The 26,889-nt window shown below is 72.2% G+C and carries 22 protein-coding genes, 2 tRNA genes and 1 pseudogene; 19 read left to right on the top strand and 6 right to left on the bottom strand.

Going from position 1 to position 26,889, the window contains the following annotated elements:
- Position 1 precedes the first annotated feature (1 nt).
- The 6 genes from FDM97_RS35085 (at position 2) to FDM97_RS35060 (ending at position 6,320) form a co-directional block, all read left to right on the top strand.
- The gene (locus FDM97_RS35085) at positions 2–1,126 is read left to right on the top strand and encodes an acyl-CoA dehydrogenase family protein (RefSeq protein WP_137994479.1); all 1,125 of its coding nucleotides are present in this window, start codon (positions 2–4) and stop codon (positions 1,124–1,126) included.
- The gene (locus tag FDM97_RS35080) at positions 1,123–1,557 is read left to right on the top strand and encodes a MaoC family dehydratase (protein WP_137994478.1); all 435 of its coding nucleotides are present in this window, start codon (positions 1,123–1,125) and stop codon (positions 1,555–1,557) included. Before FDM97_RS35085 ends, FDM97_RS35080 begins: the two co-directional genes overlap by 4 nt.
- Entirely contained in the window at positions 1,554–2,720 is a 1,167-nt protein-coding gene (locus FDM97_RS35075; protein WP_137994477.1) for a lipid-transfer protein, read from the top strand. Before FDM97_RS35080 ends, FDM97_RS35075 begins: the two co-directional genes overlap by 4 nt.
- A gap of 52 nt (positions 2,721–2,772) precedes the next feature.
- Positions 2,773–3,753 carry a DUF1906 domain-containing protein gene (locus FDM97_RS35070; RefSeq protein ID WP_137994476.1) on the top strand — a complete coding sequence of 327 codons (981 nt, stop codon included), beginning with the start codon at positions 2,773–2,775 and terminating at the stop codon, positions 3,751–3,753.
- A gap of 215 nt (positions 3,754–3,968) precedes the next feature.
- A complete protein-coding gene (locus FDM97_RS35065) occupies positions 3,969–4,538 on the top strand; it encodes a SigE family RNA polymerase sigma factor (protein ID WP_137994475.1) in 570 nt (189 codons plus the stop codon).
- A 129-nt stretch (positions 4,539–4,667) separates the two neighbouring features.
- Positions 4,668–6,320: a long-chain fatty acid--CoA ligase gene (locus tag FDM97_RS35060; RefSeq protein WP_137994474.1), complete on the top strand. Its 1,653-nt coding sequence runs from the start codon at positions 4,668–4,670 to the stop codon at positions 6,318–6,320.
- A 76-nt stretch (positions 6,321–6,396) separates the two neighbouring features.
- Here the strand turns inward: FDM97_RS35060 and FDM97_RS35055 are convergent, their stop codons facing one another.
- The gene (locus FDM97_RS35055; RefSeq protein WP_137994473.1) at positions 6,397–10,029 is read right to left on the bottom strand and encodes a hybrid sensor histidine kinase/response regulator; all 3,633 of its coding nucleotides are present in this window, start codon (positions 10,027–10,029) and stop codon (positions 6,397–6,399) included.
- 164 nt (positions 10,030–10,193) lie between these two features.
- Positions 10,194–10,619: an SSI family serine proteinase inhibitor gene (locus tag FDM97_RS35050; RefSeq protein WP_137994472.1), complete on the bottom strand. Its 426-nt coding sequence runs from the start codon at positions 10,617–10,619 to the stop codon at positions 10,194–10,196.
- 202 nt (positions 10,620–10,821) lie between these two features.
- Between FDM97_RS35050 and FDM97_RS35045 the strand changes: the two genes are divergently transcribed.
- Positions 10,822–10,912: transfer RNA gene (locus FDM97_RS35045), tRNA-Ser, on the top strand.
- 240 nt (positions 10,913–11,152) lie between these two features.
- Positions 11,153–11,225, top strand: a tRNA-Arg gene (locus FDM97_RS35040).
- Between the two features lie 147 nt (positions 11,226–11,372).
- Here the strand turns inward: FDM97_RS35040 and FDM97_RS35035 are convergent.
- Positions 11,373–11,810: a hypothetical protein gene (locus tag FDM97_RS35035; RefSeq protein ID WP_137994471.1), complete on the bottom strand. Its 438-nt coding sequence runs from the start codon at positions 11,808–11,810 to the stop codon at positions 11,373–11,375.
- A 324-nt stretch (positions 11,811–12,134) separates the two neighbouring features.
- On the opposite strand from FDM97_RS35035, the gene FDM97_RS35030 reads away from it, so the two are divergent.
- Positions 12,135–13,028 (top strand): BRO-N domain-containing protein, encoded by an 894-nt coding sequence (locus tag FDM97_RS35030; protein ID WP_137994470.1) that lies wholly within the window; start codon positions 12,135–12,137, stop codon positions 13,026–13,028.
- Here the strand turns inward: FDM97_RS35030 and FDM97_RS35025 are convergent.
- A complete protein-coding gene (locus FDM97_RS35025; RefSeq protein ID WP_254705871.1) occupies positions 13,013–13,435 on the bottom strand; it encodes a hypothetical protein in 423 nt (140 codons plus the stop codon). The two genes, FDM97_RS35030 and FDM97_RS35025, sit on opposite strands and share 16 nt — an antisense overlap.
- A 48-nt stretch (positions 13,436–13,483) precedes the next feature.
- On the opposite strand from FDM97_RS35025, the gene FDM97_RS35020 reads away from it, so the two are divergent.
- From FDM97_RS35020 to FDM97_RS34980, 9 genes are all read left to right on the top strand, one after another.
- The gene (locus FDM97_RS35020) at positions 13,484–14,353 is read left to right on the top strand and encodes a DUF2797 domain-containing protein (RefSeq protein ID WP_137994469.1); all 870 of its coding nucleotides are present in this window, start codon (positions 13,484–13,486) and stop codon (positions 14,351–14,353) included.
- A 95-nt stretch (positions 14,354–14,448) separates the two neighbouring features.
- Positions 14,449–14,784: an antibiotic biosynthesis monooxygenase family protein gene (locus FDM97_RS35015; RefSeq protein WP_137994468.1), complete on the top strand. Its 336-nt coding sequence runs from the start codon at positions 14,449–14,451 to the stop codon at positions 14,782–14,784.
- A complete protein-coding gene (locus tag FDM97_RS35010) occupies positions 14,771–15,652 on the top strand; it encodes an amidohydrolase family protein (RefSeq protein WP_137994467.1) in 882 nt (293 codons plus the stop codon). Before FDM97_RS35015 ends, FDM97_RS35010 begins: the two co-directional genes overlap by 14 nt.
- 40 nt (positions 15,653–15,692) lie before the next feature.
- Entirely contained in the window at positions 15,693–16,433 is a 741-nt protein-coding gene (locus FDM97_RS35005) for a response regulator transcription factor (protein ID WP_137994466.1), read from the top strand.
- Positions 16,434–16,540: 107 nt separating this feature from the next.
- Entirely contained in the window at positions 16,541–18,028 is a 1,488-nt protein-coding gene (locus tag FDM97_RS35000) for a sensor histidine kinase (RefSeq protein WP_254706004.1), read from the top strand.
- A gap of 26 nt (positions 18,029–18,054) precedes the next feature.
- Complete coding sequence (locus tag FDM97_RS34995) at positions 18,055–19,323, top strand: bifunctional glycosyltransferase family 2/GtrA family protein (protein WP_254705870.1); 1,269 nt, start codon at positions 18,055–18,057, stop codon at positions 19,321–19,323.
- Complete coding sequence (locus tag FDM97_RS34990) at positions 19,320–21,437, top strand: ArnT family glycosyltransferase (RefSeq protein ID WP_137994463.1); 2,118 nt, start codon at positions 19,320–19,322, stop codon at positions 21,435–21,437. The genes FDM97_RS34995 and FDM97_RS34990 overlap by 4 nt, the downstream gene beginning before the upstream one ends.
- Before the next feature lie 73 nt (positions 21,438–21,510).
- Positions 21,511–23,079, top strand: coding sequence for an MFS transporter (locus FDM97_RS34985; protein WP_137994462.1), 1,569 nt, complete (start codon positions 21,511–21,513; stop codon positions 23,077–23,079).
- A gap of 47 nt (positions 23,080–23,126) precedes the next feature.
- Positions 23,127–23,897 (top strand): TetR/AcrR family transcriptional regulator, encoded by a 771-nt coding sequence (locus FDM97_RS34980; protein ID WP_137994461.1) that lies wholly within the window; start codon positions 23,127–23,129, stop codon positions 23,895–23,897.
- Between the two features lie 96 nt (positions 23,898–23,993).
- On the opposite strand, the pseudogene FDM97_RS34975 reads toward FDM97_RS34980, so the two are convergent.
- Positions 23,994–25,484 (bottom strand): annotated as a pseudogene (locus tag FDM97_RS34975) (MDR family MFS transporter); the annotation flags it as partial.
- A gap of 105 nt (positions 25,485–25,589) precedes the next feature.
- Positions 25,590–26,039: a MarR family winged helix-turn-helix transcriptional regulator gene (locus FDM97_RS34970; RefSeq protein WP_254705869.1), complete on the bottom strand. Its 450-nt coding sequence runs from the start codon at positions 26,037–26,039 to the stop codon at positions 25,590–25,592.
- Between the two features lie 185 nt (positions 26,040–26,224).
- Here FDM97_RS34970 and FDM97_RS34965 point away from each other — a divergent pair, with 185 nt between their 5' ends.
- Complete coding sequence (locus FDM97_RS34965; protein ID WP_137994459.1) at positions 26,225–26,452, top strand: hypothetical protein; 228 nt, start codon at positions 26,225–26,227, stop codon at positions 26,450–26,452.
- Positions 26,453–26,889: the final 437 nt, after the last annotated feature.

Below are 26,889 nucleotides of genomic sequence, written 5' to 3'. Positions count from 1 at the left end.
CATGGACTTCACACCCACGGAGGAGCAGGCCGCGGCCCAGGAGCTGGCGGCGCGGATCTTCGGCGATCTCGCCACGCACGAGAGGCTCGCGAAGGCCGGCACGGGAACGGACGCCGAGCTCTGGAAGGCGCTGTGCGCGGCCGGACTGCCGGGCGCGGTCGAGGAGACCGGGCTGCTCGGCCTGGTGCTGCTGGCCGAGGAGCAGGGGCGTACGACGGCCCAGGTGCCGTTCGCCGCGAGCTGTGTGTACGGCCTCCTCGCCGTCGCCCGGCACGGTACGCAGGAGCAGCGCGACCGGCTGCTGCCCGGGCTCCGGGACGGGACGACGGTGGTGACCGGGGCGTTCCCGCCCGTCGGCACGGTCCGGGCCGCCGGGGAGGGCCCTGGGGAAGGCCACGTGGACGGCCCCGGGGACGGGGACAGGCGCGCGGTCGGGCACGGGGACGGGCACGGGGACGGGCGGCTCACCGGGCTCACCAGGCTCACCGGGACCGTGGACTGGGTGCCCTGGCTCAGGCACGCCACGCACGTCCTCGTACCCGACGAGGACGCCGTCCTCCGGCTGGTCCGGACAGCCGACGCGACGGTCGAGCCGGTCGAGCTCACCGCCCCCTGGGCCGCCGGGCGGCTCGTCCTCGACGGCGCCCCCGGGGAGCGGATCGGGGGCGCGGGGGCCTGCGCGGACGTGCTGGCCTCGGCGCGGATCGTGTTCGCCGGGCTCCAGGCCGGTGTCTGCGCCGGCTCACTGGCGCGGGCCGTCGCGTACACCTCGGTACGGGAGCAGTTCGGGCGCCCGCTCTCCACCCACCAGGCCGTCCAGCTCAGGGCCGCCGACGCCTATATGGACACCGAGGCGATCCGGGTGACCGCCTACGAGGCGGCGTGGCGCCACGACCAGGGCCTGCCGGCCGCCGAGCACGCGCTGACCGCCGCCTGGTGGGCGTCCGAGGCGGGAAAGCGGGTCGTCCACGCGGGACAGCATCTGCACGGCGGCATGGGCGCCGACCTCGACCACCCCGTCCACCGGCACTTCCTGTGGGGCAGACAGCTCGACGCCTATCTCGGCTGCGGCACCGAACTCCTCGCCGAGCTCGGCGACCTGATCGCGAACGGAGACCTCCGATGAACCCGGTCGTGACACCAGGGGACGCACTGCCGCCGCTGGAGATCCCGATCACCCGCACGCTGATCGTCGCCGGAGCCGTCGCCTCGCGCGACTACCAGGACGTGCACCACGACGCGGAGCTCGCGAGGGAGAAGGGCTCCCCGGACATCTTCATGAACATCCTGACGACCAACGGCCTGGTGGGGCGGTACATCACCGACCACCTCGGCCCCCGGGCCGTGCTGCGGAAGGTCGCCATCCGGCTCGGCGCCCCCAACTACCCGGGAGACACGATGACGTTGACCGGCACGGTCACCGATGTGGAGAGGGAGACCGTCCGGATACGGGTCGTGGGCGCCAACGGCCTCGGGCACCACGTGACCGGCACCGTCACGGTCGCCTTGCCGACGGAGCCGACGGAGCCGACGGAATCGACGGGGGTGACGTCATGAGCATCCGTGGAGCCGACCGGCTCGGCGGCCGCGCCGCCATCGCCGGGATCGGCGCGACCGAGTTCTCCAAGGACTCCGGCCGTAGTGAGCTCAAGCTCGCCGTCGAGGCCGTGCACGCGGCGCTCGACGACGCGGGGCTCACCCCCGGCGACGTCGACGGCATGGTCACCTTCACCATGGACACCAGCCCCGAGATCACCGTCGCCCAGGCGGCCGGGATCGGCGAGCTGTCCTTCTTCTCCCGCATCCACTACGGGGGCGGGGCCGCCTGCGCCACCGTCCAACAGGCCGCCCTCGCGGTGGCCACCGGGGTCGCCGAAGTCGTCGTCTGCTACCGGGCGTTCAACGAACGCTCCGGACGCCGCTTCGGCTCCGGGGTCCAGCAGCGCGAGCCCTCCGCCGAGGGCGCCGCGCTCGGCTGGCAGCTGCCGTTCGGACTGCTCACCCCGGCCTCCTGGGTCGCCATGATCGCCCAGCGCTATCTGCACACGTACGGATTGACCCCGGAGGCCTTCGGCCATGTCGCCGTCACCGACCGCCGGCACGCGGCCCGCAACCCCGCCGCGTACTTCTACGGCAAACCGATCGCCCTCGCCGACCACGCCGCCTCGCGCTGGATCGTCGAGCCGCTCCGGCTCCTGGACTGCTGTCAGGAGACCGACGGCGGCCAGGCGATCGTCGTCACCTCCGCCGAGCGCGCCCGCGATCTGCGCCGGCCACCCGCCGTGATCGTCGCCGCCGCCCAGGGCGCCGGACGCAACCAGGAGGCGATGACCAGTTTCTACCGCGACGAATTCACCGGACTGCCCGAGATGGGTGTCGTGGCCCGGCAGTTGTGGCGGACCTCGGGGCTCGCGCCCGGCGACATCGACGTGGGCATCCTCTACGACCACTTCACCCCGTTCGTGCTGATGCAGCTGGAGGAGTTCGGGTTCTGCGGGCCGGGGGAGGCGGCCGACTTCGTCGCGGCGGACGCGCTCCCGCTGAACACGCACGGCGGGCAGCTGGGGGAGGCGTATCTGCACGGGATGAACGGCATCGCGGAGGCCGTACGGCAGGTGCGGGGCACGTCCGTGAACCAGATACCCGGCGTGGCCAGGACACTGGTCACGGCGGGCACCGGAGTTCCCACGTCCGGGTTGATCCTGGGCACGGACGGCTGAGGCGACGGCCCGAGCGTTGGACGGTCGGGGCGGGGAGCACTTCACTCGCCCCATGGAAAGCTCCCCGGCCGCGGTTCGGCCCCGTCACAGGTCCGTACAGGCGAGGGCCCTGGCCCCCGCCCTGGTGGCCGCGCTCGCCGCCACGCTGCTCGCCGCCCCGGCGGCGGCCGACCCCGCCACCGCGGACCCCGCGACTGCCGACCTCGCGATTGCGGACCCCGCAACTGCCGACCCCGCAACTGCCGACCTCGCGACCGCCGCCCCGGCGACCGCCGACCCCGCGAAGGCTGTCCCGGGGGCCCGAGCCGCCCCCGACCTCCGCTTCCTGGGGCGCGCCTTCGACACGTGCGAGGCTCCGTCCCTCACCGTGATGAAGGCCTGGCGGGCCTCCCCGTACCGGGCCGTCGGCATCTACATCGGCGGCCGGGGCCGCGGTTGCCTCACGCAGCAGCATCTGAACGCGGCCTGGGTCGAATCGGTGCACGCCATGGGCTGGCGGCTGCTGCCCCTGTTCGTCGGCTCCCAGGCGCCGTGCGTGATCGCCGAGGACAAGCGGGACGTCCCCATCGGCCGTACGCCCTGGGCCCAGGGCACCCAGGAGGCCGCCGAGGCGGTCAAGGCCGCCCGCGCCCTGGGCATCGCCCCGTCCAGTCCGCTCTACCTCGACATGGAGGCCTATCGGATCACCGACCTGAGCTGCGCCGCGACGACCCTCCTCTTCGTCCGCGCCTGGAACCGCGAGGTCCACCGCCTCGGCTTCCTGCCCGGCTTCTACAGCAGCGCCGACAGCGGAGTGCGGCACATGGAGGAGGCGCGGAAGGCCGGGGCGAAGGACCTCCCGGCCGTGATCTGGTTCGCGCGCTGGGGCGGCACGCCCGCGCTCTTCACTGAGCCCGTGCTGCCGTCCACGGCCTGGCGGGAGCACGGCCGGATCCACCAGTACGCGGGCAACGTCACCGAGTCGCACGGCGGCAGCCGCATGATGATCGACCGCAACGAGGTCGACGCCCCGGCCGCCCTCGTCCAGCCCTGACCCTGAGTGACCGACCATGAGTGACCGACCATGAGGGCCCGACCCCTTGTGCCCGACCCTATGCGCCCGACCCCTTGTGCCCGACCCTGAGTTCCCGGCCCGTGCGACTCCACCTTCAGGAGGTCCAGGTATCCCCACCCCTACAACCTGAGGGGGAGCACGGGTCGGGACCTGGGGCCGATCCGCCGCCCGGGACCCGCTCCTAGCGTGGAGTCATGACTCCGCCACCCTCTGGCCCCGTCTGTGCCGGCGCCTCCACGGCCGCCCTCGGGACCGCTGTGAAGACCGCCGGATACCCGTCGTTCTCCTCGTACGTACGGGCTCGCGGGCCCGTGCTGTTGCGCACCGCGCGCTCGCTGACCGCGAACCCGTCGGACGCCGAGGACCTGCTGCAGACCGCGCTGACCAAGACCTTCGTCGCGTGGGAGCGGATCGAGGACCACCGCGCCCTGGACGGCTACGTCCGTCGCGCGCTGCTGAACACTCGTACGTCCCAGTGGCGCAAGCGCAAGGTCGACGAGTTCGCGTGCGAGGAGCTGCCCGAGCCGGCCGGCCTGCCCGAGCCGGACCCGGCCGAGCGGCAGGTGCTGCACGACGCCATGTGGCGCGCGGTGATGAAGCTCCCCGAGCGCCAGCGTCAGATGGTCGTCCTGCGGTACTACGAGGACCTCAGCGAGGCGCAGACGGCCGAGGTGCTCGGCGTGTCCATCGGTACGGTCAAGAGCGCGGTGTCCCGCGCGCTGGGCAAGCTCCGCGAGGACCCGGAGCTGTCCCCCGTACGCTGATGGTCCGCCTCTGCCAGTGATCACTGGCAATCTGGCAATTCACCTACTCCCGGGTAGTGACATACCGCTTGGTACGTGCGCAGAATCTCCCCACCCTTACTGCCACGTAGCGCCCACCGGGAGGACGCCGTGCTGAGCACCATGCAGGACGTACAGCTGACCGTGACCCGCATCCTGAAGCACGGGATGACGATCCACGGGAAGTCACTGATCACCACCTGGACCGGTGAGCCCGAGCCGCAGCGCCGCACCTTCGCGGAGACGGGAGCCCGCGCGACCCAGCTGGCCAACGCCCTGCGCGACGAGCTCGGCGTGACCGGCGACCAGCGCGTCGCCACCCTCATGTGGAACAACGCCGAGCACGTCGAGGCGTACTTCGCGATTCCGTCCATGGGCGCCGTCCTGCACACCCTCAACCTGCGGCTTCCCCCCGAGCAGCTGGTCTTCATCGTCAACCACGCCGCCGACCGGGTCGTCATCGTCAACGGCTCCCTGCTCCCCCTCCTCGCGCCGCTGCTGCCGCACCTGCCGACGATCGAGCACATCGTGGTCGCGGGCCCCGGCGACCGTTCCGTTCTGGACGGCGTGGCGCCGCGCGTGCACGACTACGACGAGCTGATCGCGGGCCGCCCCACGACCTTCGACTGGCCCGAGCTGGACGAGCGTTCCGCCGCCGCCATGTGCTACACCTCCGGCACCACCGGCGACCCGAAGGGCGTCGTCTATTCCCACCGTTCCATCTACCTGCACTCCATGCAGGTGAACATGGCCGAGTCGATGGGTCTGACGGACAAGGACACGACTCTCGTCGTCGTCCCGCAGTTCCACGTCAACGCCTGGGGCCTGCCGCACGCCACCTTCATGACCGGCATCAACATGCTCATGCCGGACCGTTTCCTCCAGCCTGCCCCGCTCGCCGAGATGATCGAGCGCGAGAAGCCGAGCCACGCCGCCGCCGTCCCCACCATCTGGCAGGGCCTGCTCGCCGAGGTCACCGCCAACCCGCGCGACCTCTCCTCCATGAAGCAGGTCACCATCGGCGGCGCGGCCTGTCCGCCCTCCCTCATGGAGGCGTACGACAAGCTCGGCGTCCGTCTCTGCCACGCCTGGGGCATGACGGAGACCTCCCCGCTCGGCACCATGGCCCACCCGCCGGCCGGGCTGACCGAGGAGCAGGAATGGCCGTACCGGGTCACGCAGGGCCGCTTCCCGGCCGGCGTCGAGGGCCGGCTGGTCGGCCCCGGCGGCGAGCACCTGCCCTGGGACGGCGAGTCGGCCGGTGAGCTGGAGGTCCGCGGCACCTGGATCGCGGGCGCGTACTTCGGCGGCGTCGACGGCGAGCCGATCCGCCCCGCCGACAAGTTCAGCGAGGACGGCTGGCTGAAGACCGGCGACGTCGGCGTGATCAGCCCGGACGGCTTCCTCACCCTCACCGACCGCGCCAAGGACGTCATCAAGTCCGGCGGCGAATGGATTTCGAGCGTCGAACTCGAGAACGCGATCATGGCGCACCCCGAGGTCGCCGAGGCCGCCGTCGTCGCCGTACCGGACGAGAAGTGGGGCGAGCGCCCGCTCGCGACCGTCGTCCTCAAGGACGGCGCGACGGCCGACTACGAGACGCTCAAGGCCTTCCTCGCCGCCGAGGGCGGGATCGCCAAGTGGCAGCTGCCGGAGCGCTGGGCGATCGTCCCCGCGGTGCCGAAGACGAGCGTCGGCAAGTTCGACAAGAAGGTGATCCGCCGGCAGTACGCGGAGGGCGAGCTGGACGTGACCCAGATCTGACCCGAGCCTGACCCGAGCCTGACCCAGATCTGACCCGAGCGCTCACCTTGCATCGGCACCAACCGGCCCTACGGGGCTAGTTGGTGCCGATCTTCGCGAGCAGGTCGACGATCCGCGCCTGGACCTCGTTGCTGTTCGAGCGCTCGGCCAGGAACAGGACCGTCTCGCCGGAGGACAGCTTCGGCAGCTCCGCCTCGTCGAGGTCGGCCGAGGTGTAGACGACGAGCGGCGTGCGGTTCAACTGCCCGTTCGCGCGCAGCCAGTCGATGATCCCGGCGCGGCGGCGGCGTACCTGCATCAGGTCCATCACCACCAGGTTCGGCCGGATCTGCGTGGCCAGCGCGACCGCGTCCGTGTCGGCCGCCGCCCGCGCCACCTGCATCCCGCGCCGCTCCAGGGTCGCGGCGAGCGCCTGCGCGATGTCGTCGTTCTCCTCGATGAGGAGCACGCGCGACGGGTGCTGCTCGCTGTCGCGGGGCGCCAGCGCCTTGAGGAGTACGGCGGGATCGGCGCCGTACGCCGCCTCCCGCGTCGCCTGCCCGAGCCCGGCCGCGAGGAGCACGGGCACCTCGGCGGCCACGGCTGCCTGGCGGAGCGACTGGAGCGCGGTACGGGTGATGGGCCCGGTCAGCGGGTCGACGAAGAGCGCGGCCGGGAAGGCGGCGATCTGGGCGTCGACCTCCTCGCGGGAGTGGACGATCACCGGTCGGTAGCCGCGGTCGCTCAGCGCCTGCTGGGTGGAGACGTCCGGGGCGGGCCAGACGAGCAGCCGGCGCGGGTTGTCCAGCGGCTCCGGGGGCAGCTCGTCGTCGACGGGCTGCGGCAGCGGCTTGTTGGCGACCTCGACCGCGCCGCCCGGACCGTCGAGCGGCTCGGGGCCCTCGGCGGAGCCCTCCGCGGGCGCCCCTATGGCGTACGCGCGACCCTGACCCTCGGAGGGGGCGGAGCCGAGCTTGGCGACCGGTTCGGGGGCCGGGACCGGTGCGGGCACGGGAGCGGGCGTGGCCGCCGGAACCGGACGGTCGCCCTCGGGTGGGGTGGCGAGCTTGCGCCGCCGCCCGGAGCCGTTGCTCGCGGCGGGCTGCCCGGCCTGCCCGGCCTGCCCGGCCTGTCCTGCCTGGCCGTTCTGCTGAGCGGCGATCTGCTGGGCGAAGGGAACGCCCTGCCCCAGCGTCCGCACACTGAAGGCCCGCCCGCTCTGCGTCGCGTCCTTCGGGGCCGCGGGTGCCGCGGGTGCCTCCGGCGGCAGGGGTACGGATCCGGTACCGCTCGCGGTAGGCGCCTCCTGGCGGCGACGCCCGGTCGGCGCGGGCAGCGGGTGCGGCTGCGGCGGAGTGTGGTCGGCGTCCGGCAGGGACCGTACGGCGTCGTGCTGCCCTTCGTCGCTCACCGGCATCGGCATCGGCATCGACACCGGCATCGGCATCGGCTGCGCCTGCGGAAGTGATTGCGGCTGGGGCTGGGGCTCCCGCTGCTGCGGGGCCGGTACCGGCTCGGGCGCGACGGCGCGGTCCGCGTCGGCCGGGGGCAGCGCGAACGGCGTACGCGGCCCGGCCTCGGCGGCCTCGGTCCGCTCCTGCGCGGCAAGCGCCCGGCGCGCCCGCCGGCCCGTGGGCTCCCCCGAGGCGGGCAGGGCCCGGGCCAGGGCGGGAGCCTCGGCGGCGGAGCCCTGAGCGGGTACGGGAACGCCCTGCGGGGGCACGGTGTCGCCCAGCGCGGCACGCCCCTGCGCGCCTTCGGCCGCGGTCACCACGGAACCCTCGGCGGGCCGGCCGCGACGCCGCCCGGTCGGCTCGACGGCCCCGGCCCCGGCCCCGGCAGCGGTACCGGCACCGGCACCGGCCGTTCCGACGCTCTGGGCGGGGATCAGCTCGGCGGGGGCCGGAGCCTCCTCCGTACGACCCCGGCGGCGCCCGGTCGGCTCGACGGCGCCGGCGGGGCCCTCGGGGGCCACCGCGCTCTCCAGGAAGGCGTCGGTGGACGCCCGCCGGGCGCGGCGCCGTCCGCCGGCCTGGGTGTCCGAGGCCTGCGCGGGCAGCGCGAGCGCCCCGTCCGCCTCCGCCTCCGCCGTCGGTTTCGGCTCCGGCTTCGGTGCCGGCTCGGGCTCCGGTTCGGCGGCGGGCCGCGGGGCGACCGTGCCCTTCCCGGCGCCGAGCGGCACCTCCAGGACGTACGCGCTGCCGCTCATCCCCGGCACCTCGTGCGTCTGCACCACGCCGCCGTGCGCGGCCACGATCCCGCGGACGATGGGCTGGTGGACGGGGTCGCCGCCGGCGTACGGTCCGCGCACCTCGATCCGTACGACGTCACCGCGCTGCGCGGCCGCCACCACGATCGTCGAGTCGACGTACCCGCCTCCGGGCACGACGCGTGCCTTGCCGGTGGAGTCGACCCCGGCCACGTCCGCGACGAGATGCGCGAGCGCGGTCGCGAGCCGCCCCGCGTCCACCTCGGCCTCGATCGGCGGCGCGTGCACGGCGAACTGGGCCCGGCCGGGCCCGATGAGCTCCACCGCCCCGTCGACGCCCGCCGTGACGACCCCGTCGAGCAGGACGACGGACCTGTCGAGCGTCTCCGTCCCGGCGTCGAGCCGCTGATAGCCGAGGACGTTGTCGACGAGGGTGGTCATCCGGGCGTACCCGGCGGCCAGGTGGTGCAGGAGCTGGTTGGCCTCCGGCCACAGCTGCCCCGCGTCGTCGGCGGCGAGCGTGGCGAGCTCGGTCCGCAGCTCCTCCAGGGGCCCGCGCAGCGCCTCGCCGAGAACGGCCGTCAGCTGCTCGTGCCGGGCGGCCAGCGACGCGTACCGCTCCTTCTGCCGAGCCTGCTGCTCCTCATGCCCCTTCGTGAGCTCGTCGTGGCTCTTCTTGAGCTCGGCGAGCTCGGCCGTGTGCGCGTCGACGAGCTGCTCGTAGGGCCGGCGGTCGGTGAAGGTCATCACCGCGCCGACAAGCTGGTCCCCGTCCCGTACCGGCGCGGTCGTCAGGTCGACCGGCACCCGCGAACCGTTCTTCGCCCACAGCACCTGCCCGCGGACCCGGTGCTTGCGCCCCGACTTGAGCGTGTCGGCGAGCGGCGACTCCTCGTACGCGAACGGCTCGCCGTCCGCGCGCGAGTGCAGGATCAGGGGGTGCAGCTCCTTGCCGCCGAGGTCGCTGGCGCGGAAGCCGAGGATCTGCGCGGCGGCGGGGTTCACGAGGACGACCCGCCCGTCGGTGTCCGTCCCGACGACTCCCTCGGCCGCGGCCCGCAGGATCATCTCGGTCTGGCGCTGCGAGCGGGCGAGTTCGGCCTCGGTGTCGAGGGTGCCGGTGAGATCGCGTACGACGAGCATGAGCAGCTCGTCGCCGGTGTAGGCGCTGTACGAGTCGTAGGCCTCGCGCCCGTCCTCCAGGCTGGCGCTGGTCACCTCGACGGCGAACTCGCTGCCGTCGGTGCGCCGGGCGATCATCCGGGCCGGCTTGGTACGGCCCCGCTCGTCGGTGCCCTCGGGCCGCCGCATGGAACCGGGGATCAGCCGCGAGTCGAACCCGGGCAGCAGATCGAGCAGGCCGCGCCCGACGAGGGCGGTGCCGGGGGTCTCGAACATGCCGAGGGCGATGGTGTTGGCGTTGACGACCGTGCCGTTGCAGTTGACGAGCACGAGGCCGTCGGGGAGGGCGTCAAGTATGGCTGCGAGGCGAGCAGCGCCTCGGGATGGCCTGCTGCTCACGACGACGCTTCCTCCCTGACCCACTGCACTTGCCCAGCTGCACCGCCCGGTGCCCGGCCGGCCCCATCTTGCCCCTCGGGCCCCGGCCTGTCACTGAGGTGAGTCTAAGGGCAGGGCCGATGGGCGCGGGTGGAGGTCTCCGGCCTCCACCGAGATGCGACGCTTCATCCCCGTACGCGCGGCAGGAGGGGCTCCAGGCTCTCCCACCGCTCGATCTCGCACCCGTTGGCCCGGGAGAAGCGGGCGTCGACGCTGCGTCCCCGCCAGTCGCCGGTGACGTGCGCGACGGCGGGCCCGCCGTACTGCTGCGCACAGAACCGGTCCGTGCCGACCGGCGCGAAGGGGTCCTTGCCCTCCTTCGCGAACCGGGCGAGCCGCGCACAGGCGTGCTCGGCGGCCGGATGGTCCCCGCGGGGCTCGGCGCCGCACTCGAGCCGGTACGTGCCGTCGGCTTTCGGGTGCCCGCTCTTGGAGATGGTCACGGTGAGCGCGTCGGGCGCCGACAGCAACGGCAACGGCGGCAGGGGCCCGAGCCCGGCGGCGCCGGTGGCGGTGGTGACGAGGGTGGCGAGTACGAGGCTGCGCAGCATACGAACTCCAGGGAGACGGACGGTACGGGCTCGGGGGCCCGTCCCCTCTAACGCTGCGTACTGCCGTTCGTTGCGCAAGCGGGATGCGCCCAGGGGCTTTGCTCTCGCCCCCGGAGGGCTAGTACGGTGAGAAGCGATTGGTGACGCGCGGCTTCTCTGTGTCATCATCTGCACGCACCACTCGCGCCCGCGCGAGGTGCATGGAGGCGTCGCCTAGTCCGGTCTATGGCGCCGCACTGCTAATGCGGTTTGGGTCTTAAAGCCCATCGAGGGTTCAAATCCCTCCGCCTCCGCCCCACCCCGAAGCCCCGGCCCACACGGCCGGGGCTTCGGCCGTTTCCACCCCACCCTCGGCCGCTGCGGCCCCACTCGACGTCACCCGTCCGGCGGACACGACGGATCCCCGGAGGAGCGCCCGGATGGCGTTTCCGCAGGTCAGGTGGGGTGTGGCTAATGGATTTCGCGCTACGGCGCAGGTCATGTAATGTTGTCCACGCAACGCCGACCGGCAAGAAAAAAGCCGGGAAGCACAAGCACTCGTAGCTTAACGGATAGAGCATCTGACTACGGATCAGAAGGTTGCAGGTTCGAATCCTGCCGAGTGCACAGCCTGAGAGGCCCCGGACGATGAGTCCGGGGCCTCTTGCGTCGGGCCGTACAGCAGCGAAGTGCAGCAACCGCGTCAGCCGACTCCACCGATGGCTACGGACAGCCTGCCGATCGCGGCCCGCACGTCTTCCTGTGCACCGTGGATCACAGGGAGATGTCCCCGAAGTCGTACGACAGGACTTCATTGCCCGGAGGCTGCTCGACGTGCAGCGTGACGTCGTTGAACGTCACACTCGTCACCAGTACGGTCCAGCGGCGGTTGGGGCAGACGTCTTCGGCCGCCGGGGTTTCCGGCACCTCGAGCGTCGCCCGGACGTTGATCCGGCCGTTCCGGGGCGGGATGATGACAGGTTCGCCCTGCACGGCGCCCGTGGTGATGCGCTGACCGGGAACGAACTCGGTCGGCCTGCCCGGGTTGGCGCACGCGGTGGTGACGCTGATGCTGCTCGTGTCGAGGAAGACTCTCGTGGGGTCGCGGCCCAGCCCGGCCACCTTGCCCGTGCACGTCACGCCCGTCGAGAAGGACGTGGTGCAGGTGGGGGTGCCGACGAAGTGCGGGCTCTGAGCCGTGGCCGTCGACATGCCGAAGTGTCGGGGGATGACTACCGTCCGTAAGCCCGATGGCGCGCGGAGGAGCACCGGCGCCTGTCCTCGAGGGGGGCGGGCCTGTTATGCAATGAACCTCAAATCAGTCTTATGCGGTGGTAAATCGGGCACGGCGAAAGAGGCGTGTCGCCCGCCCGGGAGAAGGCCGCGTCGGGCGGCCTCGACGCTGAGCCGAAGATCTGGATCTTCGGCAACTCCGCCCCCGTCCAGAAGGCCTTCTCTCTTTTGGGTGAACGTCCCCTGATTTCATGACAATTGAATATGCCGTCGGCCTACCTTCCCTCGTGGAGGTGATGCTCGATGGACGAGCAGTACGGGCAGTACGGGCAGAAGAAGGACGCGATCGACATCGGCGACTTCGTGTACGCGGCGACAGGCGCGCGCGTGCGGAGGCTGACGATGCCGGACGGGACGCACTGGTTCCCGGCCGTGGATGTGGCGGGGAACCTGGGGTACGCGAACACCCGCGACGCCTTGAGGAGCGCCGTCTCGTACGAGAACGCCACATCCCTCGGCGATCTTGCACGAAGCGTCGGTCAGGCCGACGGTTCGTGCAACATTGCAGGTCACAGGCTCAAGCGATCGATGCGAATGGTGAATCTTCCGGGACTCATCCAGCTTGTCAACGGCTGCACGAAGCCCGAGGCCGCGCCCTTCAAGGCCTGGGTCGCCGACGTCATCGCCACCGTCCAGCGCGACGGTTCCTACGCCCTCGAGCCCTCCCCCGTCCACCCCGGACACGTCATGCCCCAAGCCGTCGTCGACGTCATCGTTCGGCTCGAAGAGCGCAACATGCGGCTCGACGAGGAGTTCGCCGAGCGGGCCGCCGAGCACAACACCCTGTTGCGGGAGACGAACCGGAACCTCTCCCGTATCGCCGACTCCCTCGAACGGCTCGCCGTCCCCACCCAGCGCACCGGCCGCCCCGCCGCGCCCCTCATGACCCCCCAGGAGCTGCTCGCCTCCTGGCAGGCCGATCATCTCGCGGTCACCGGAGACGTGCACGCCGTCGCCGCCTATCTCGCCCCCGCGCTCGTGCGCGGTGGGGCGCGGTATCGGCTGGAGGAGATCGCGCGGCGGACCGGGCTCGCCGTCGAGCGGGTGCAGGACTGTGTGGGGTTGCTGGTCGAGCGGGGGTGCATGCGGCAGACCGGGTCCGCCGCCGACGGGGCGCGGATCTACCTCCTGCCGTGAGGGACCTGAGGGACCACCACCACCTGGTCCGCGTCCTCGTAGACGATCCGGCCCGGTGAGGGGGACTCCAGGCGGACGCACGGGACGCCGTGGGCCGACAGGATGTCCAGATACGGGGGGACACGAGACAGCGGGTGGGTCGCCGTCGACCTGAACCATGCCGTCGCCCCCGGGTTCAGCTCCGCGTCGTAGACCGTCGGGTCGACCGTCGCCGGGTTCGTGACGTTGCTGTCGTACCAGTCGTTCGAGGCGCGCCAGATCGCGTGCTCCTCCGCCGACAGCCTGCCCTCCCGCGCCAGCCCGTTGGCCAGGGCGAAGACGCCGGGGAAGTGGCCTCGCGGGCTTCTCGTCGGAGACTGGAAGCGGACGTAGAGCAGACGGGGCAGGCGGGGCAGACTGGACGGCACCTCACGAGAGTAGGGCGGAGCGAGCGCGTGGTGTGGCGGTGTGCCGGAATGCGGTGGAGCGGGGGTGTCCCCGGGCTTCGCTGGGAGGGCGGACGGGTGTCCACGCTCGCGTACGGGCAGCGGATCGCCTTCCGCGCCGTCGGCCGGCGGCTGTGCCCCGGCGCCCGCGGGAATCCGTGCCCGCTCGCCGCGACCGTTCCCCCGCGCGCCACCGGCGGGCAGTGCCCCGAGTGCGCGCGCCTCGACCGGGCCCATTCGGTCGCCGCCGACACGATCGCCGACGATCCCCGGCCGTACCGCGTGTACCTCGCCTGGTTCGGGCCCGGGATGACCAAGGTCGGGATCACCGCCGAGGAGCGCGGCGACGCACGGCTCCTGGAGCAGGGGGCCGTCGCCTTCAGCTGGCTCGGGCGCGGGCCGCTCATGGCCGCGCGGCGGACCGAGGAGCTGCTGCGGCACGCCCTGAAGGTGCCCGACCGGATTCCGTACGCCCAGAAGCGCGCCGTACGGCACGACCTGCCCCCGGCCGCCGAACGCGCCCGCGAGATCGAGGAGCTGTACCGGCGGGCCGCCGGTCTGGCCGGCTGGGCGGAGACCCTGGAGAGGGTGGAGTTCCGGGCGTACGACCACGGCGGCGTCTTCCGTCTCGACGGGCTGCCGGCGCTCTCCGGCACCGTCACCGAGCTCGTCGACGACGGTGTCGTCGCCGGCCGGCTGCTCGCCGCCGCCGGGCCCGACCTGCACCTTCTCGACTCCGAAGGGCGCTGTCTCGCCCTCGACACGCGCGTGGTGCGCGGGTGGGGGCTCGTCGCCGTCGACGTCGGCCCGGACACCGTTCCCGTCGCCGTTCCCGTCGCCGTTCCCGTCACCGTTCCCGTACGGAAAGCGCCCGCCGAATCCCAGGACGGGTTGTTCTGACCCAACAAGTCGGACGAGTACAGCGAGTAAAGACTTGGATCCCTTCCTCCCGGCCCCATGGACACGGCCCGGCCGACCGGCGGAGGGTGATCCACATGACCCCGAGCCTGGTGGCGGGCCTCGAACCGCCCTACTACACCGCTGTCTTCACCTCGATCCGTCCCGACGCCCCCGAGGGATACGCCGAGACCAGCGCCCGCATGCAGGAGATCGTCAAGGACATCCCCGGCTTCCTCGGGTACGAGTCCGCCCGCACCCCCGGCGGCATCGGCATCACCGTCGCCTACTTCCGCGACCTCGACTCCCTCGGCGTCTGGCAGCACAACGCCGAGCACCAGGCCGCCAAGCGGCACGGGCGCGCACACTGGTACGAGAGCTACAGCGTCCACATCGGCAAGGTCGAGCGGAGTTACAGCTTTGAGCGCGGCTGAGACGCACGCACTCGTCCGGCGGCTGGGGCTGCCCGGCCTGATCGACGTCCACACCCACTTCATGCCCCAGAACGTCCTCGACAAGGTCTGGGCCTACTTCGACGCCGTCGGCCCCCTGACCGGTATGGAGTGGCCCATCACCTACCGCGAGGAGGAGGACCGCAGGGTCGCCCTCCTCCGGGAGTTCGGGGTCCTCGCCTTCACCTCGATGCTCTACCCGCACAAGGCCGGCATGGCCGAGTGGCTCAACAGCTGGGCCGCCGGCTTCGCCGCCCGTACGCCCGACTGTCTGCACACCGCCACCCTCTACCCGGAGGCCGGCGCGACCGGATACGTCCGCCGGGCGATCGACGACGGGGTACGCGTCTTCAAGGTGCATCTTCAGGTCGGGGGGTTCGATCCCAACGATCCGTTGCTCGAGGCCGGTTGGGGCGAGATCGCCGACGCCGGCGTGCCCGTCGTCATCCACTGCGGCTCCGGGCCTGCCCCTGGCAAGTTCACCGGGCCCGGGCCCGTCGGGCGGCTGCTCGCCCGCCATCCCCGGCTGCGGCTGATCGTCGCGCACATGGGGATGCCCGAGTACGCCGACTTCCTCGACCTCGCCGAGCGGTACGAAGGCGTCCACCTGGACACCACCATGGCCTTCACCGACTTCAGCGAACGCCTCGCGCCCTTCCCCGCCGCCGAACTCCCGCGGCTGCGGGAGCTGGGAGACCGGATCCTCTTCGGCTCCGACTTCCCGAACATCCCGTACCCGTACGTCCACCAGCTCCAGGCCCTCGAACGGCTCGGGCTCGGGGACGACTGGCTGCGCCGGGTTCTCCATGCCAACGCCGCCGAGCTCTTTTCTCAGGGAATTCACAGGTAAGGGAAAGGAAGATCTCAGTACGCCCGGACAGCGTGGCCGTATGACTGCGACGACCAAGCCCCAGGGGCGCACCGACATGCTCCGGCCCGACGGCTCCGCCGTCCGCGTCCTCGTCGTGGACGACGAGGCCTCCCTCGCCGAGCTGCTCTCCATGGCCCTGCGCTACGAGGGCTGGCAGGTCACCAGCGCGGGCGACGGGGCCGGGGCCCTGCGCACGGCCCGGGAGTTCCGGCCCGACGCCGTGGTCCTCGACGTGATGCTGCCCGACATGGACGGGCTCGCCGTCCTGGGCCGGCTGCGGCGCGAGCTGCCCGAGGTGCCGGTGCTGTTCCTGACCGCCAAGGACGCCGTCGAGGACCGGATCGCCGGGCTCACGGCGGGCGGCGACGACTACGTCACCAAGCCGTTCAGCCTGGAGGAGGTCGTGGCGCGGCTGCGCGGGCTGATCCGTCGTTCCGGCGCGGCGCAGGCGCGCAGCGAGTCGCTGCTCGTCGTCGGGGACCTGACCCTGGACGAGGACAGCCACGAGGTCACCCGCGGCGGCGAGTCGATCCATCTCACCGCGACCGAGTTCGAGCTGCTGCGCTACCTCATGCGCAATCCGCGCCGGGTGCTCAGCAAGGCGCAGATCCTCGACCGGGTGTGGTCGTACGACTTCGGCGGCCAGGCCAATGTCGTCGAGCTCTACATCTCCTACCTGCGGCGGAAGATCGACGCGGGGCGGTCCCCGATGATCCACACGCGGCGCGGGGCCGGCTATCTGATCAAGCCGGGAGAGTAGTCGCGGTGACCGCCAGGTTCGGGCGGCCCCGCTGGTTCGGACGGCCCTGCAGGTTCGGGCGGTCCCGCTGGTTCGGGCGGTCCCGCTGGTTCGGACGGCCCTGGTCGCTGCGGACGCGGCTCGTCGTCTCCGCCGTCGCGCTGATCGCCGTCGTCGCCGCCGTGATCGGGACGGTGACGACGATCGCTTACCGCTCCTATCTGTACGACCAGGCCGACACGCAGCTGCGGAACGTCTCGCACCGGGCCGGCGGCCCGCCGGCCCCGCTGCCCGGCTTCGACTCCCGCGCGCCCCGCGAGCCGCTGGACTTCGTCATCGGACCCGGCGCACCGCTCGGCACCGTCGGCGCGGTCGTCGTGGACGGCACGCTCGGCTCGGCGGGGCTCTCCGCGCAGGCCGAGCAGGGTTCGTACGGACCGATGTACGAGGTCGGCGGCCTCGACGCGGCGCAGCGCGAAGCCCTCGCCGCCGCCCCGCGCGACGGCGTTCCGCACACGGTCGAGCTGCCGGGGCTCGGCGACTACCGGATCGAGTACGCCTCCGGGATCAACGGGGACTATCTCGTCGGCATCCCGCTCTCCGACGTCCAGGAGAGCCTCTCCACCCTGATCCTCGTCGAGGTGAGCGTCACGGGCGCGGGTCTGGTCGCCGCCTCGCTCGCCGGCGGCGCGCTGGTCGGGATCGCGCTCCGCCCGCTGCGGCGGGTCGCGGCGACCGCCACCCAGGTCTCCGAACTGCCGCTGCACAGCGGTGAGGTGTCCCTCCACCACCGGGTCCCGGAGGCGGATCCGCGGACCGAGGTCGGGCAGGTCGGCGCCGCCATCAACCGGATGCTCGACCATGTCCACTCCGCGCTCCACGCCCGCCAGCAGAGCGAGACACGGGTGCGGCGGTTCGTGGCGGACGCCAGCCACGAGCTGCGGACGCCGCTGGCCTCGATCCGGGGGTACGCGGAGCTGACGCGGCGCGGCCGGGAGGAGTGCGGGCCCGACACGCGGCACGCGCTCGGACGGATCGAGTCCGAGGCGACCCGTATGACGGGGCTGGTGGAGGACCTGCTGCTGCTCGCCCGGCTGGACGCGGGACGCCCGCTCTCGTACGAGAGCACCGATCTCGCGCCCCTGGTGGTGGACGCGCTCTCCGACTCCCGCGCCGCCGGACCCGAGCACGTCTGGCGGCTCGAACTGCCCGAGGAACCCGCGACCGTACGGGCGGACAGCGCCCGCCTCCACCAGGTCCTGGTCAACCTCCTCGCCAACGCACGCACCCACACCCCACCCGGGACGACCGTCACCGCCCGCGTGGCGGCGGACGACCGGCACGCCTGCGTCGAGATCGAGGACGACGGGCCCGGCATCCCGCCCGAGCTCCTGCCCTCCGTCTTCGAGCGGTTCGCGCGGGGAGACGCGTCCCGTTCGCGGCACGCCGGCAGCACGGGTCTCGGCCTCGCCATCGTGCACGCCGTGACCACCGCCCACGGCGGCGACGTGAGCGTCACCAGCACGCCCGGACGGACCGTCTTCGTCGTACGGCTGCCCCGCTCGCCCGTCGACATCGACTCACAGGCGGGGCACAGGCTGATCACACAGCCGTGACAGCGGCCCCGGCGAGGGTCTGTGCCATGCGAACCCAAACGATCGCGGGCACCCTGCCCGCCCGGGACCACCTGCCCGTCGGCACGGCCGGGCGGCCCGTCCTCGACGTGGTGATTCCCGTCCACAACGAGGAGAGGGACCTGGAGCCCTGCGTCCTGCGGCTCCACGACCACCTCTCCCGCACGTTCCCGTACGGCTTCCGCATCACGGTCGCCGACAACGCCTCCACCGACCGGACTCCGGAGGTCGCGAAGGACCTGGCGGCGAAGCTGCCCGAGGTGCGGTCCGTGCGGCTGGAGCAGAAGGGCCGGGGCCGGGCGCTGCGTACCGTCTGGTCGAACTCGGACGCGCCCGTCCTCGCCTACATGGACGTGGATCTGTCCACCGATCTCAACGCGCTGTTGCCGCTCGTCGCGCCCCTCATCTCCGGGCACTCCGACCTCGCGATCGGCTCCCGGCTCGCCCGCTCCTCGCGGGTCGTGCGCGGGCCGAAGCGGGAGTTCATCTCGCGGGCGTACAACCTGATCCTGCGCGGCTCGCTCGCCGCCCGGTTCTCCGACGCGCAGTGCGGGTTCAAGGCGATACGGAAGGACGTCGCCGAGCGCCTGCTGCCGATGGTCGAGGACACCGGCTGGTTCTTCGACACCGAGATGCTGGTGCTCGCCGAGCGCGCCGGGCTGCGGATCCACGAGGTCCCCGTCGACTGGGTCGACGACCCCGACTCCACCGTCCACATCGTGAAGACGGCCACCGACGACCTGAAGGGCGTCTGGCGGGTGGGCCGGGCGCTCGCCACCGGCTCGCTCCCGCTGGACCGGCTCGCCCGGCCCTTCGGCGACGACCCCCGCGACCGGCAACTCGCCGGTGTGCCCGGCGGGTTGGCCCGCCAGCTGGTCGGCTTCTGCGTCGTGGGCGCGCTGTCCACCCTCTTCTACCTGGCGCTGTACTCGGCCTTCCGGCTCGGCACGGGTTCCCAACTCGCCAACGCCGCCGCCCTCCTGGTCTCCGCCGTCGCCAACACCGCCGCCAACCGGCGCCTGACGTTCGGCGTACGGGGCCGGGACCGCGCCGTACGCCACCAGGCGCAGGGGCTCGTCGTCTTCGGCATCGGCCTCGCCCTGACCAGCGGCTCGCTCGCCGCGCTCGGCGCGGCCACCGGCGACCCCGCGCACTCCACCGAACTCGCCGTGCTGATCGTGGCCAACCTCGCCGCGACCGTCCTGCGCTTCCTCCTCTTCCGGCTCTGGGTCTTCCCGGACGCCTCCACGTCAAGCGCCTCGAGGAACACCCGATGACCACCACGTACGACACGCCCTCCGCGCCCGCGGCCCGGGCCTCGCTGCCCGCCCGCCTCTGGCGCGGGCGCGCCGAGGACGCCCCCTGGGTCCGCCCCGCGTTCCTCGCCCTGCTCCTGGCCACGACCCTGGCCTACCTCTGGAACCTCAGCGCCTCCGGCTACGCCAACTCCTTCTACTCCGCCGCCGTCCAGGCCGGCAGCGAGAGCTGGAAGGCTTTCTTCTTCGGCTCGCTCGACGCGGCGAACGCCATCACCGTCGACAAGCCGCCGGCCGCCCTGTGGCCGATGGCGCTGTCCGTACGGCTCTTCGGGCTCGGGTCCTGGCAGATCCTCCTGCCCGAGGTGCTGATGGGGGTGGCGACCGTCGCCGTCCTCTACGCCGCCGTACGCCGCCGGTTCGGCGCGGGCGCCGGCCTGATCGCGGGCGTGGTCCTCGCGCTGACCCCGGTCGCCGCGCTGATGTTCCGCTTCAACAACCCGGACGCGCTGCTCGCGCTGCTCATGACGGTCGCCGTCTACTGCGTGCTCCGGGCCCTGGAGCAGGGTGCGGCGAAGTGGCTGGCGTGGGCCGGGGTCGCCTTCGGTCTCGCCTTCCTCGCCAAGACGCTCCAGGCGTTCCTGATCCTGCCGCCGCTCGCGCTGGTGTACGCGGTGTGCGCGCCGGTCGGCATCGGGCGCCGGATCGGCCAACTGGCCCTCGCCGGGCTCGCGATGATCGTCTCCGCCGGGTGGTGGGTGGCCCTGGTCGAGCTCTGGCCGGCGTCCTCCCGTCCGTACGTCGGGGGCTCGCAGACCAACAGCTTCCTGGAGCTCACCTTCGGCTACAACGGCCTCGGCCGGATCAACGGCAACGAGACCGGCAGCGTCGGTGGTGGTGGCCGTGGCGGTGGTCAGGGCGGCGGCTGGGGCGAGACCGGCATCGGGCGGATGCTCGACGACGCGGTGGGCGGTCAGGTCTCCTGGCTGCTCCCGGCCGCGCTGATCCTGCTCGTGGCCGGACTGGTGGTGACCTGGCGGGCATCGAGGACGGACACCGCCCGGTCGGCGTTCCTGGTCTGGGGCGGTTCGCTGCTGATGACCGTGGCCGTGTTCAGCTTCATGGCCGGCATCTTCCACGAGTACTACACGGTGGCCCTGGCCCCGTACATCGCCGCTCTCGTCGGCATGGGCGCGAGCGTCCTGTGGGAGGAGCGGACGCGTTTCGCCGCCTCGGCGGCCCTCGCGGTGACGGTCGCGGCGACGGCGGTGTGGGGGTTCGTACTGCTCGGCCGGACGCCCGACTGGCTGCCGTGGCTGCGCTGGACGGTCCTGGTCGCGGGCTCGCTCGCCGCGCTCGGGCTGCTGCTCGCGGGGCGGATGGACCGGCGGATCGGCCTCGCGGTGGCGGGGCTCGGTCTGGCGGCGGGGCTCGCGGGCCCGTTCGCGTACACCGTCGCGACGCTGGGCACCGGCCACCAGGGCTCGATCGTCACGGCGGGCCCGGCGGGCGCCGCCATGGGCGGACGGCCGGGAGGCGGCATGCGGATGGGCGCGGGCGAGATGCCGGGCGGCCCCGGGGGCCAGTGGCCGGGGCCGGGGCCGGGGCCGGGGCAGGCTCAGGGGCAGATGCCGGGCGGCCCGGGAGGCCAGGTGCCCGGTGGCGCTCCCGGCGGCACCCCGCCCCAGGGCATGCCCAACGGCAGCGGCGGCGACGGCAACGGCAATGGCAACACCGGCGGTCGGCCGACGATGGAGGGCGGCGGAGGTGGCGGCGGCATGGGCGGTCTACTCAACGGCGCCAGCGTCGGCTCCAAGGCCAAGGCGGCCCTCCTCGCCGACGCCGACGACTACACCTGGGTCGCCGCCACCATCGGCGCGCAGAACGCCGCTAGCTACCAGCTCGCCACCGGAAAGCCGGTGATGGCGATCGGCGGCTTCAACGGCAGCGACCCGTCCCCGACCCTCGCCCAGTTCAAGCAGTACGTGGCCCAGGGGAAGATCCACTACTTCATCGGCGGCTCGCAGGGCGGTCCCGGCGGCGGCAACTCGGAGATCTCGGCGTGGGTCACGTCCACCTTCGAGACGGTCACCGTCGACGGCGCCACCTTCTACGACCTGACCAAGAAGAAATAAGCGCTATACAGCGTACGAGAGACTCTTGTACGGTGTACGAGGCCAAGTCCCGTACACCGTACAAGGGGGAACCATGACGGCGCCGACCGCCGAGTCCTCACCCGCCGCACCCACCACCACCACCGGCGGCAGGCACCCGCAGCGCTGGCTGATCCTCGGCGTCATCTGCCTCGCCCAGCTCACCGTGCTGCTCGACAACACCGTCCTCAGCGTGGCCATCCCCTCGCTGACCTCCGAACTCCACGCGTCGACCACCGACATCCAGTGGATGATCAACGCGTACTCGCTCGTCCAGTCCGGTCTGCTGCTCACCGCCGGCAACGCCGCCGACCGCTACGGCCGCAAGAAGCTCCTCGCCGCCGGACTCGCGCTCTTCGGCCTCGGCTCGCTCGCCGCCGGCCTCGCCGACTCCACCGCGCAGCTGATCGCCGCCCGGGCCGGGATGGGCGTCGGCGGCGCGCTGCTCATGACCACCACCCTCGCCGTCGTCATGCAGATCTTCGACGACTCCGAGCGGGTCAAGGCCATCGCGCTGTGGGCCACCGTCGGTTCGCTCGGCTTCGCGGCAGGACCGCTGATCGGCGGCGTCATCCTCGACCACTTCTGGTGGGGAATGATCTTCCTGGTCAACATCCCGGTCGCCCTGGTCGGCCTGATCGCCGTCCTCAAGCTGGTCCCGGAGTCCAGGAACCCGCAGGGCGACCGCCCGGACCTGCTCGGCGCCCTGCTCTCCACCATCGGCATGACCGCCGCCGTGTACGCGATCATCACCGGCCCCGAGCACGGCTGGACCTCCGCCGAGGTGCTGCTCCCCGCCGCGATCGGCGTCGTCGTCCTCGGTGCCTTCGCGCTGTGGGAGCTGCACATCCCGTACCCCATGCTCGACATGCACTTCTTCCGCAACCAGAAGTTCGTGGGAGCCGTGGCGGGCGCGATCCTGGTCATGTTCGGCATGGGCGGCTCGCTCTTCCTGCTCACCCAGCACCTGCAGTTCGTCCTCGGGTACGACCCGATGGAGGCCGGGCTGCGGATGGCGCCGCTCGCGCTGACCGTCGTCGCCCTCAACCTGACCGGCGTCGGCCCGCGGATCGTGATGAAGCTCGGCACCCCGCCCACCGTCGCCCTCGGCATGACCCTGGTCGCCGCCGGCCTCACCTCGATCGCCGTGCTCGGCGGGGGCACGGACGGCAGCTACTGGGGCATGCTCCTCGGCCTGGTCCTGATGGGCATCGGCCTCGCCGTCTCCAACCCGGCCATGGCCAACGCGATCATGAGCGCGATCCCGCCGGAGAAGGCGGGCGTCGGCGCCGGCGTCAACGGCACCCTCGCCGAGTTCGGCAACGGTCTCGGCGTCGCCGTCCTCGGCGCCGTCCTCAACGCACGGTTCGCGGCGCTCGTCGCCGTCACCGCCACCTCGCTGCCGGCCGCACTGGCGGCGGCGGGCAGCGACGCCGAGCGGCGGCAGATCTCCGGCGCCTTCGCCTCCGGGCTCCAGACCAGCCAGCTCGTCGGCGCGGTCGCGGTGTTCGCGGGCGGCCTCCTCGCGGCGGCCCTGCTCAAGCGCGCCGAGCGGTCGGAGCGGTCGGAGAAGCGGTCGGAGCGGTCGGAGGAGCGGTCGGAGGAGCAGGTGGCGGCTGAATAGCATGGTGGCGAACCGCTGACCGACAGGTAGACACACGGAGGAACGCGATGGTCAAGGCCGCCGAGCGGGCCAAGAACCCGGCGCGTTCCAGCGTCTGGCTGGAGAAGCGGGCCGCCCGCAGCGGGGGCGGCCCGGCCGGACTCGACCGAGACCGGATCGTCGCCGCCTCGATCCGGATGCTCGACGAGGAGGGCCTGGCCAAGCTGTCGATGCGCAAGCTCGCCACCGAGCTGGGCGTCACGGCGATGTCGCTCTACTGGTACGTGGACACCAAGGACGACATCATCGAGTTCGCCCTCGACGCCGTCTACGGGGAGATCGACCTCGACGCCGTCGACGCCGCCGGGAGCTGGCAGGACCGGATCGGCGCGCTCGCCCTGGCCTACCGGAGGATGCTGGTCCGCCACCCGTGGGTGTCGCCCAGCGCCGGTTCGTACCTGAACATCGGCCCGAACGCGATCGCCGTCGGCACCAAGATCCAGGAGACGGTCAGGGACACCGGCCTGCCGCTGCACGGCCAGCCGGGCGCGATGTCGGCGGTCTTCCAGTTCGTGTACGGCTACGGGACGCTGGAGGCCCAGTTCGGCCTGCGCGCGGCGGAGGCCGGCATGTCGCAGGACGACTTCTACACGGAGGCCGTCGCGGCCTTCCGCGACGACCCCGAATTCGCGGAACAGATCGAGGACATGAAGGAGATCCTCGACGAGCGGGCCACGCACGGCAGTGTCAGCGACATCTGGGAGCGGGACTTCGCCTACGCCCTGGACATCCTGATCGCCGGCATCGAGACGATGGTCGCGCGCAGCCAGGAGAAATGACGGAGCGGCGGGCCGTCCCCTGCCCGCCGCTCCGTACCGACCCGGCCGCGCCTCCGCTCGGGGCGCGGCCGGGAGCTTTCAGCCGTTGTCGCTGCTGCTCTTGAGCGCGACCTCCTTGATGAACAGCGTCACCAGGAAGGCGAGCAGCGCGAACGGCGCCGAGTAGAGGAAGACATCGGCGACACCGTGCCCGTACGCGCTCTCCATCACCGTGCGCAGCGGGGCCGGCAGCGTGTCCATGTCCGGGATGCCGCCACCGCCGGCCGCCTTCGCGTAGGCCGCGCCCTGCGGGCCGAGGGCCGTCAGGCCGTCCTTCACGTACTGCGTGACCTGGTTGGCCATCACCGCGCCGAGCGCCGAGACACCGATCGCGCCGCCGAGCGAGCGGAAGAAGGTGACGACGGAGGAGGCGGAGCCCAGGTCGCTCGGGTCCACCTGGTTCTGCGTGCACAGGACCAGGTTCTGCATCATCATGCCGAGGCCGAGCCCCAGGACGCCCATGAAGAGCGCCAGGTGCCAGTACGCCGTGTCGTAGCGCATCGTGCCCAGCAGACCGAGCCCGCCGGTCGCCAGGGCACCGCCGCTGACCAGCCAGGCCTTCCAGCGCCCGGTCTTGGTGATGACCATGCCGGAGACGGTCGAGGAGACGAACAGACCGGCGATCATCGGGATGGTCAGGACGCCGGACATCGTGGGCGACTCGCCCCGCGCCAGCTGGAAGTACTGGCTGAAGAACACCGTGCCGGCGAACATCGCGACCCCCACGAAGAGGGAGGCGAGCGAGGCGAGGGTGATGGTCCGGTTGCGGAAGAGGCGCAGCGGGATGATCGGCTCGTCGGCCTTCGACTCGACGTGGACGAAGAGCGCGCCGAGGAGGACGGAACCGCCGACCATGACGTACGTCTGCCAGGACAGCCAGTCGTACTTGTCACCCGCGAAGGTCACCCAGATCAGGAGGAGCGACACGGCGGCGCTGATGACGAACGCGCCCGCCCAGTCGACCTTCACCTGGCGCTTCACGACCGGGAGCTTGAGGGTCTTCTGCAGGACGAGGAGTGCGATCAGCGCGAAGGGCACGCCGACGTAGAAGCACCAGCGCCAGCCGAGCCAGTCGGTGTCGGTGATGACCCCGCCGAGCAGCGGGCCGCCGACGGTGGCGACGGCGAAGGTGGCGCCGAGGTAGCCGCTGTACCGGCCGCGCTCACGCGGGGCGATCATCGCGGCCAGGATGATCTGGGAGAGGGCGGTCAGTCCGCCGACGCCGATGCCCTGGACGACACGGCAGGCGATGAGCATGCCGGTGTTCTGCGCGAGGCCGGCGACGACCGAGCCGGCGACGTAGATCAGCAGGGCGATCTGGACGAGCAGCTTCTTGGAGACGAGGTCCGCGAGCTTGCCCCACAGGGGGGTGGTCGCGGTCATGGAGAGGAGCGCGGCCGTGACGACCCAGGTGTAGGCGGACTGGCCGCCGCCGAGGTCGGTGATGATCTGGGGGAGGGCGTTGGAGACGATCGTCGAGGACAGGATGGCGACGAACATGCCGAGCAGCAGCCCGGAGAGCGCCTCCATGATCTGCCGGTGGGTCATGGGCGCCCCGTCGGAGGCGTGGCCGCTCGCCTGGGTCGACGGGGCGGGGGTGGTCGTGGCCATGAACGTCCTTTGCGTCTGATGCGTCTGATGCGTCTGGTGCTTCTAGGCGTGGGCCCGGCAGTCTCCGAAGGAGCCGCGGAGGCGGGCGAGCAGGGTGGTGAGGAGTTCGACGTCGTCGTCGGACCAGTCCGCGAGGTTGCGGGCGAGCATGGCGGTCAGCCGGCGGTCGAGCTCGGCGAGCTTCTCCCTGCCCTCGGCGGTGAGGTGCAGGATCCGGGAACGCCTGTCGGCGGGGTCGGGGAGCCGTTCGACCCAGCCGCGGTCGACGGTGTGGGACACGTGACGGCTGCTGACCGACATGTCGACGGCCATCAGCTCGGAGATCCGGCTCATCCGCATGTCCCCGTGGCGCTTGAGCAGGGCGAGGACGACGGCCGAACCGCTGGGGCAGTCGGCGGGCAGGGAGCGGGCCATGCCGCGTTTGACCGCGCCGATGGCGCTCACCTGGCGGGCGAGGTTCTCGTACCGGTTCGGCTTGTCCGCTGTGTCCACGGCGACCCCATCTTGTTGCTTAGGGCAACCATAGAGATGGATGGTTGCTCCAGGCAAACTAAATCGGTCAAACCGCGCTAAAGAATCGGCAAAGGTGGGAGGCGTGCGGGAGCACGGCGGGGGATCGGTGCCGTTACGGGTCGGGGCTTGGGGCCGGAAGGCAGGGTTCGCTAGGGTCCCTGCCCATGGCACACAACCCGCAAGCTCCGTACGGCCAGGGCCCCGGCCCCGAGGGCAACTACGACCCGGCCGGCAGCACCCAGATGTTCCGCGCCTTCGTCGACGAGGGCGCCCCGCAGGGCCGCCCCCAGGCGGCGGCGACCACCTCGTCCGGCCCGCGCGTCGGCCTGATCGTGGGCGTCGTCGCGGCGATCGCGATCCTGGCGGCGGTGGCCTGGCTGGCCCTGGGCTGACGGGTCCTGGGCCGACGGGCCCTGGGCTGACGGGTCCTGAGGGTCTTGGCCCGGGGGCCCGGGGGCTTTGGGGCGGTCGTGCCCCGGGGGCCGTGGGGCGCTCGTGCCCCGGGCCCTGGTGAGCTTCTGGCTCGGCCGCCCTCGCTCCGAGTGTGGCGCCCTCCGGCGCCGCCTCAAGGGCGCTCCTCGTTCCTCGTCGCGTCGCTCCGCGATGGGCTCCGCCCACCCTTGACCCACCGCCTACGGGCGCCTTTTCCCACTCGGAGGGCGGCCGGGGGGCGTGGCCACGCATCCACTCGGGGGCGTCTCGGCTTCGTGGGCGTGTGGCGGGTGTGTGGGTGGGGGGCCGGGAATCGGCCGGGCTGGGTTCCTCGTGTTGGGCGGGGTGGGTGGGGGCTCGGTTTGTGGCCGTGGCCGGGAAGCCGGTGCGGGTTGGG

The sequence above is a fragment of the Streptomyces vilmorinianum genome, assembly GCF_005517195.1.
Taxonomy (GTDB): domain Bacteria; phylum Actinomycetota; class Actinomycetes; order Streptomycetales; family Streptomycetaceae; genus Streptomyces; species Streptomyces vilmorinianum.
This window is presented reverse-complemented; position numbering and strand designations above follow the sequence as displayed.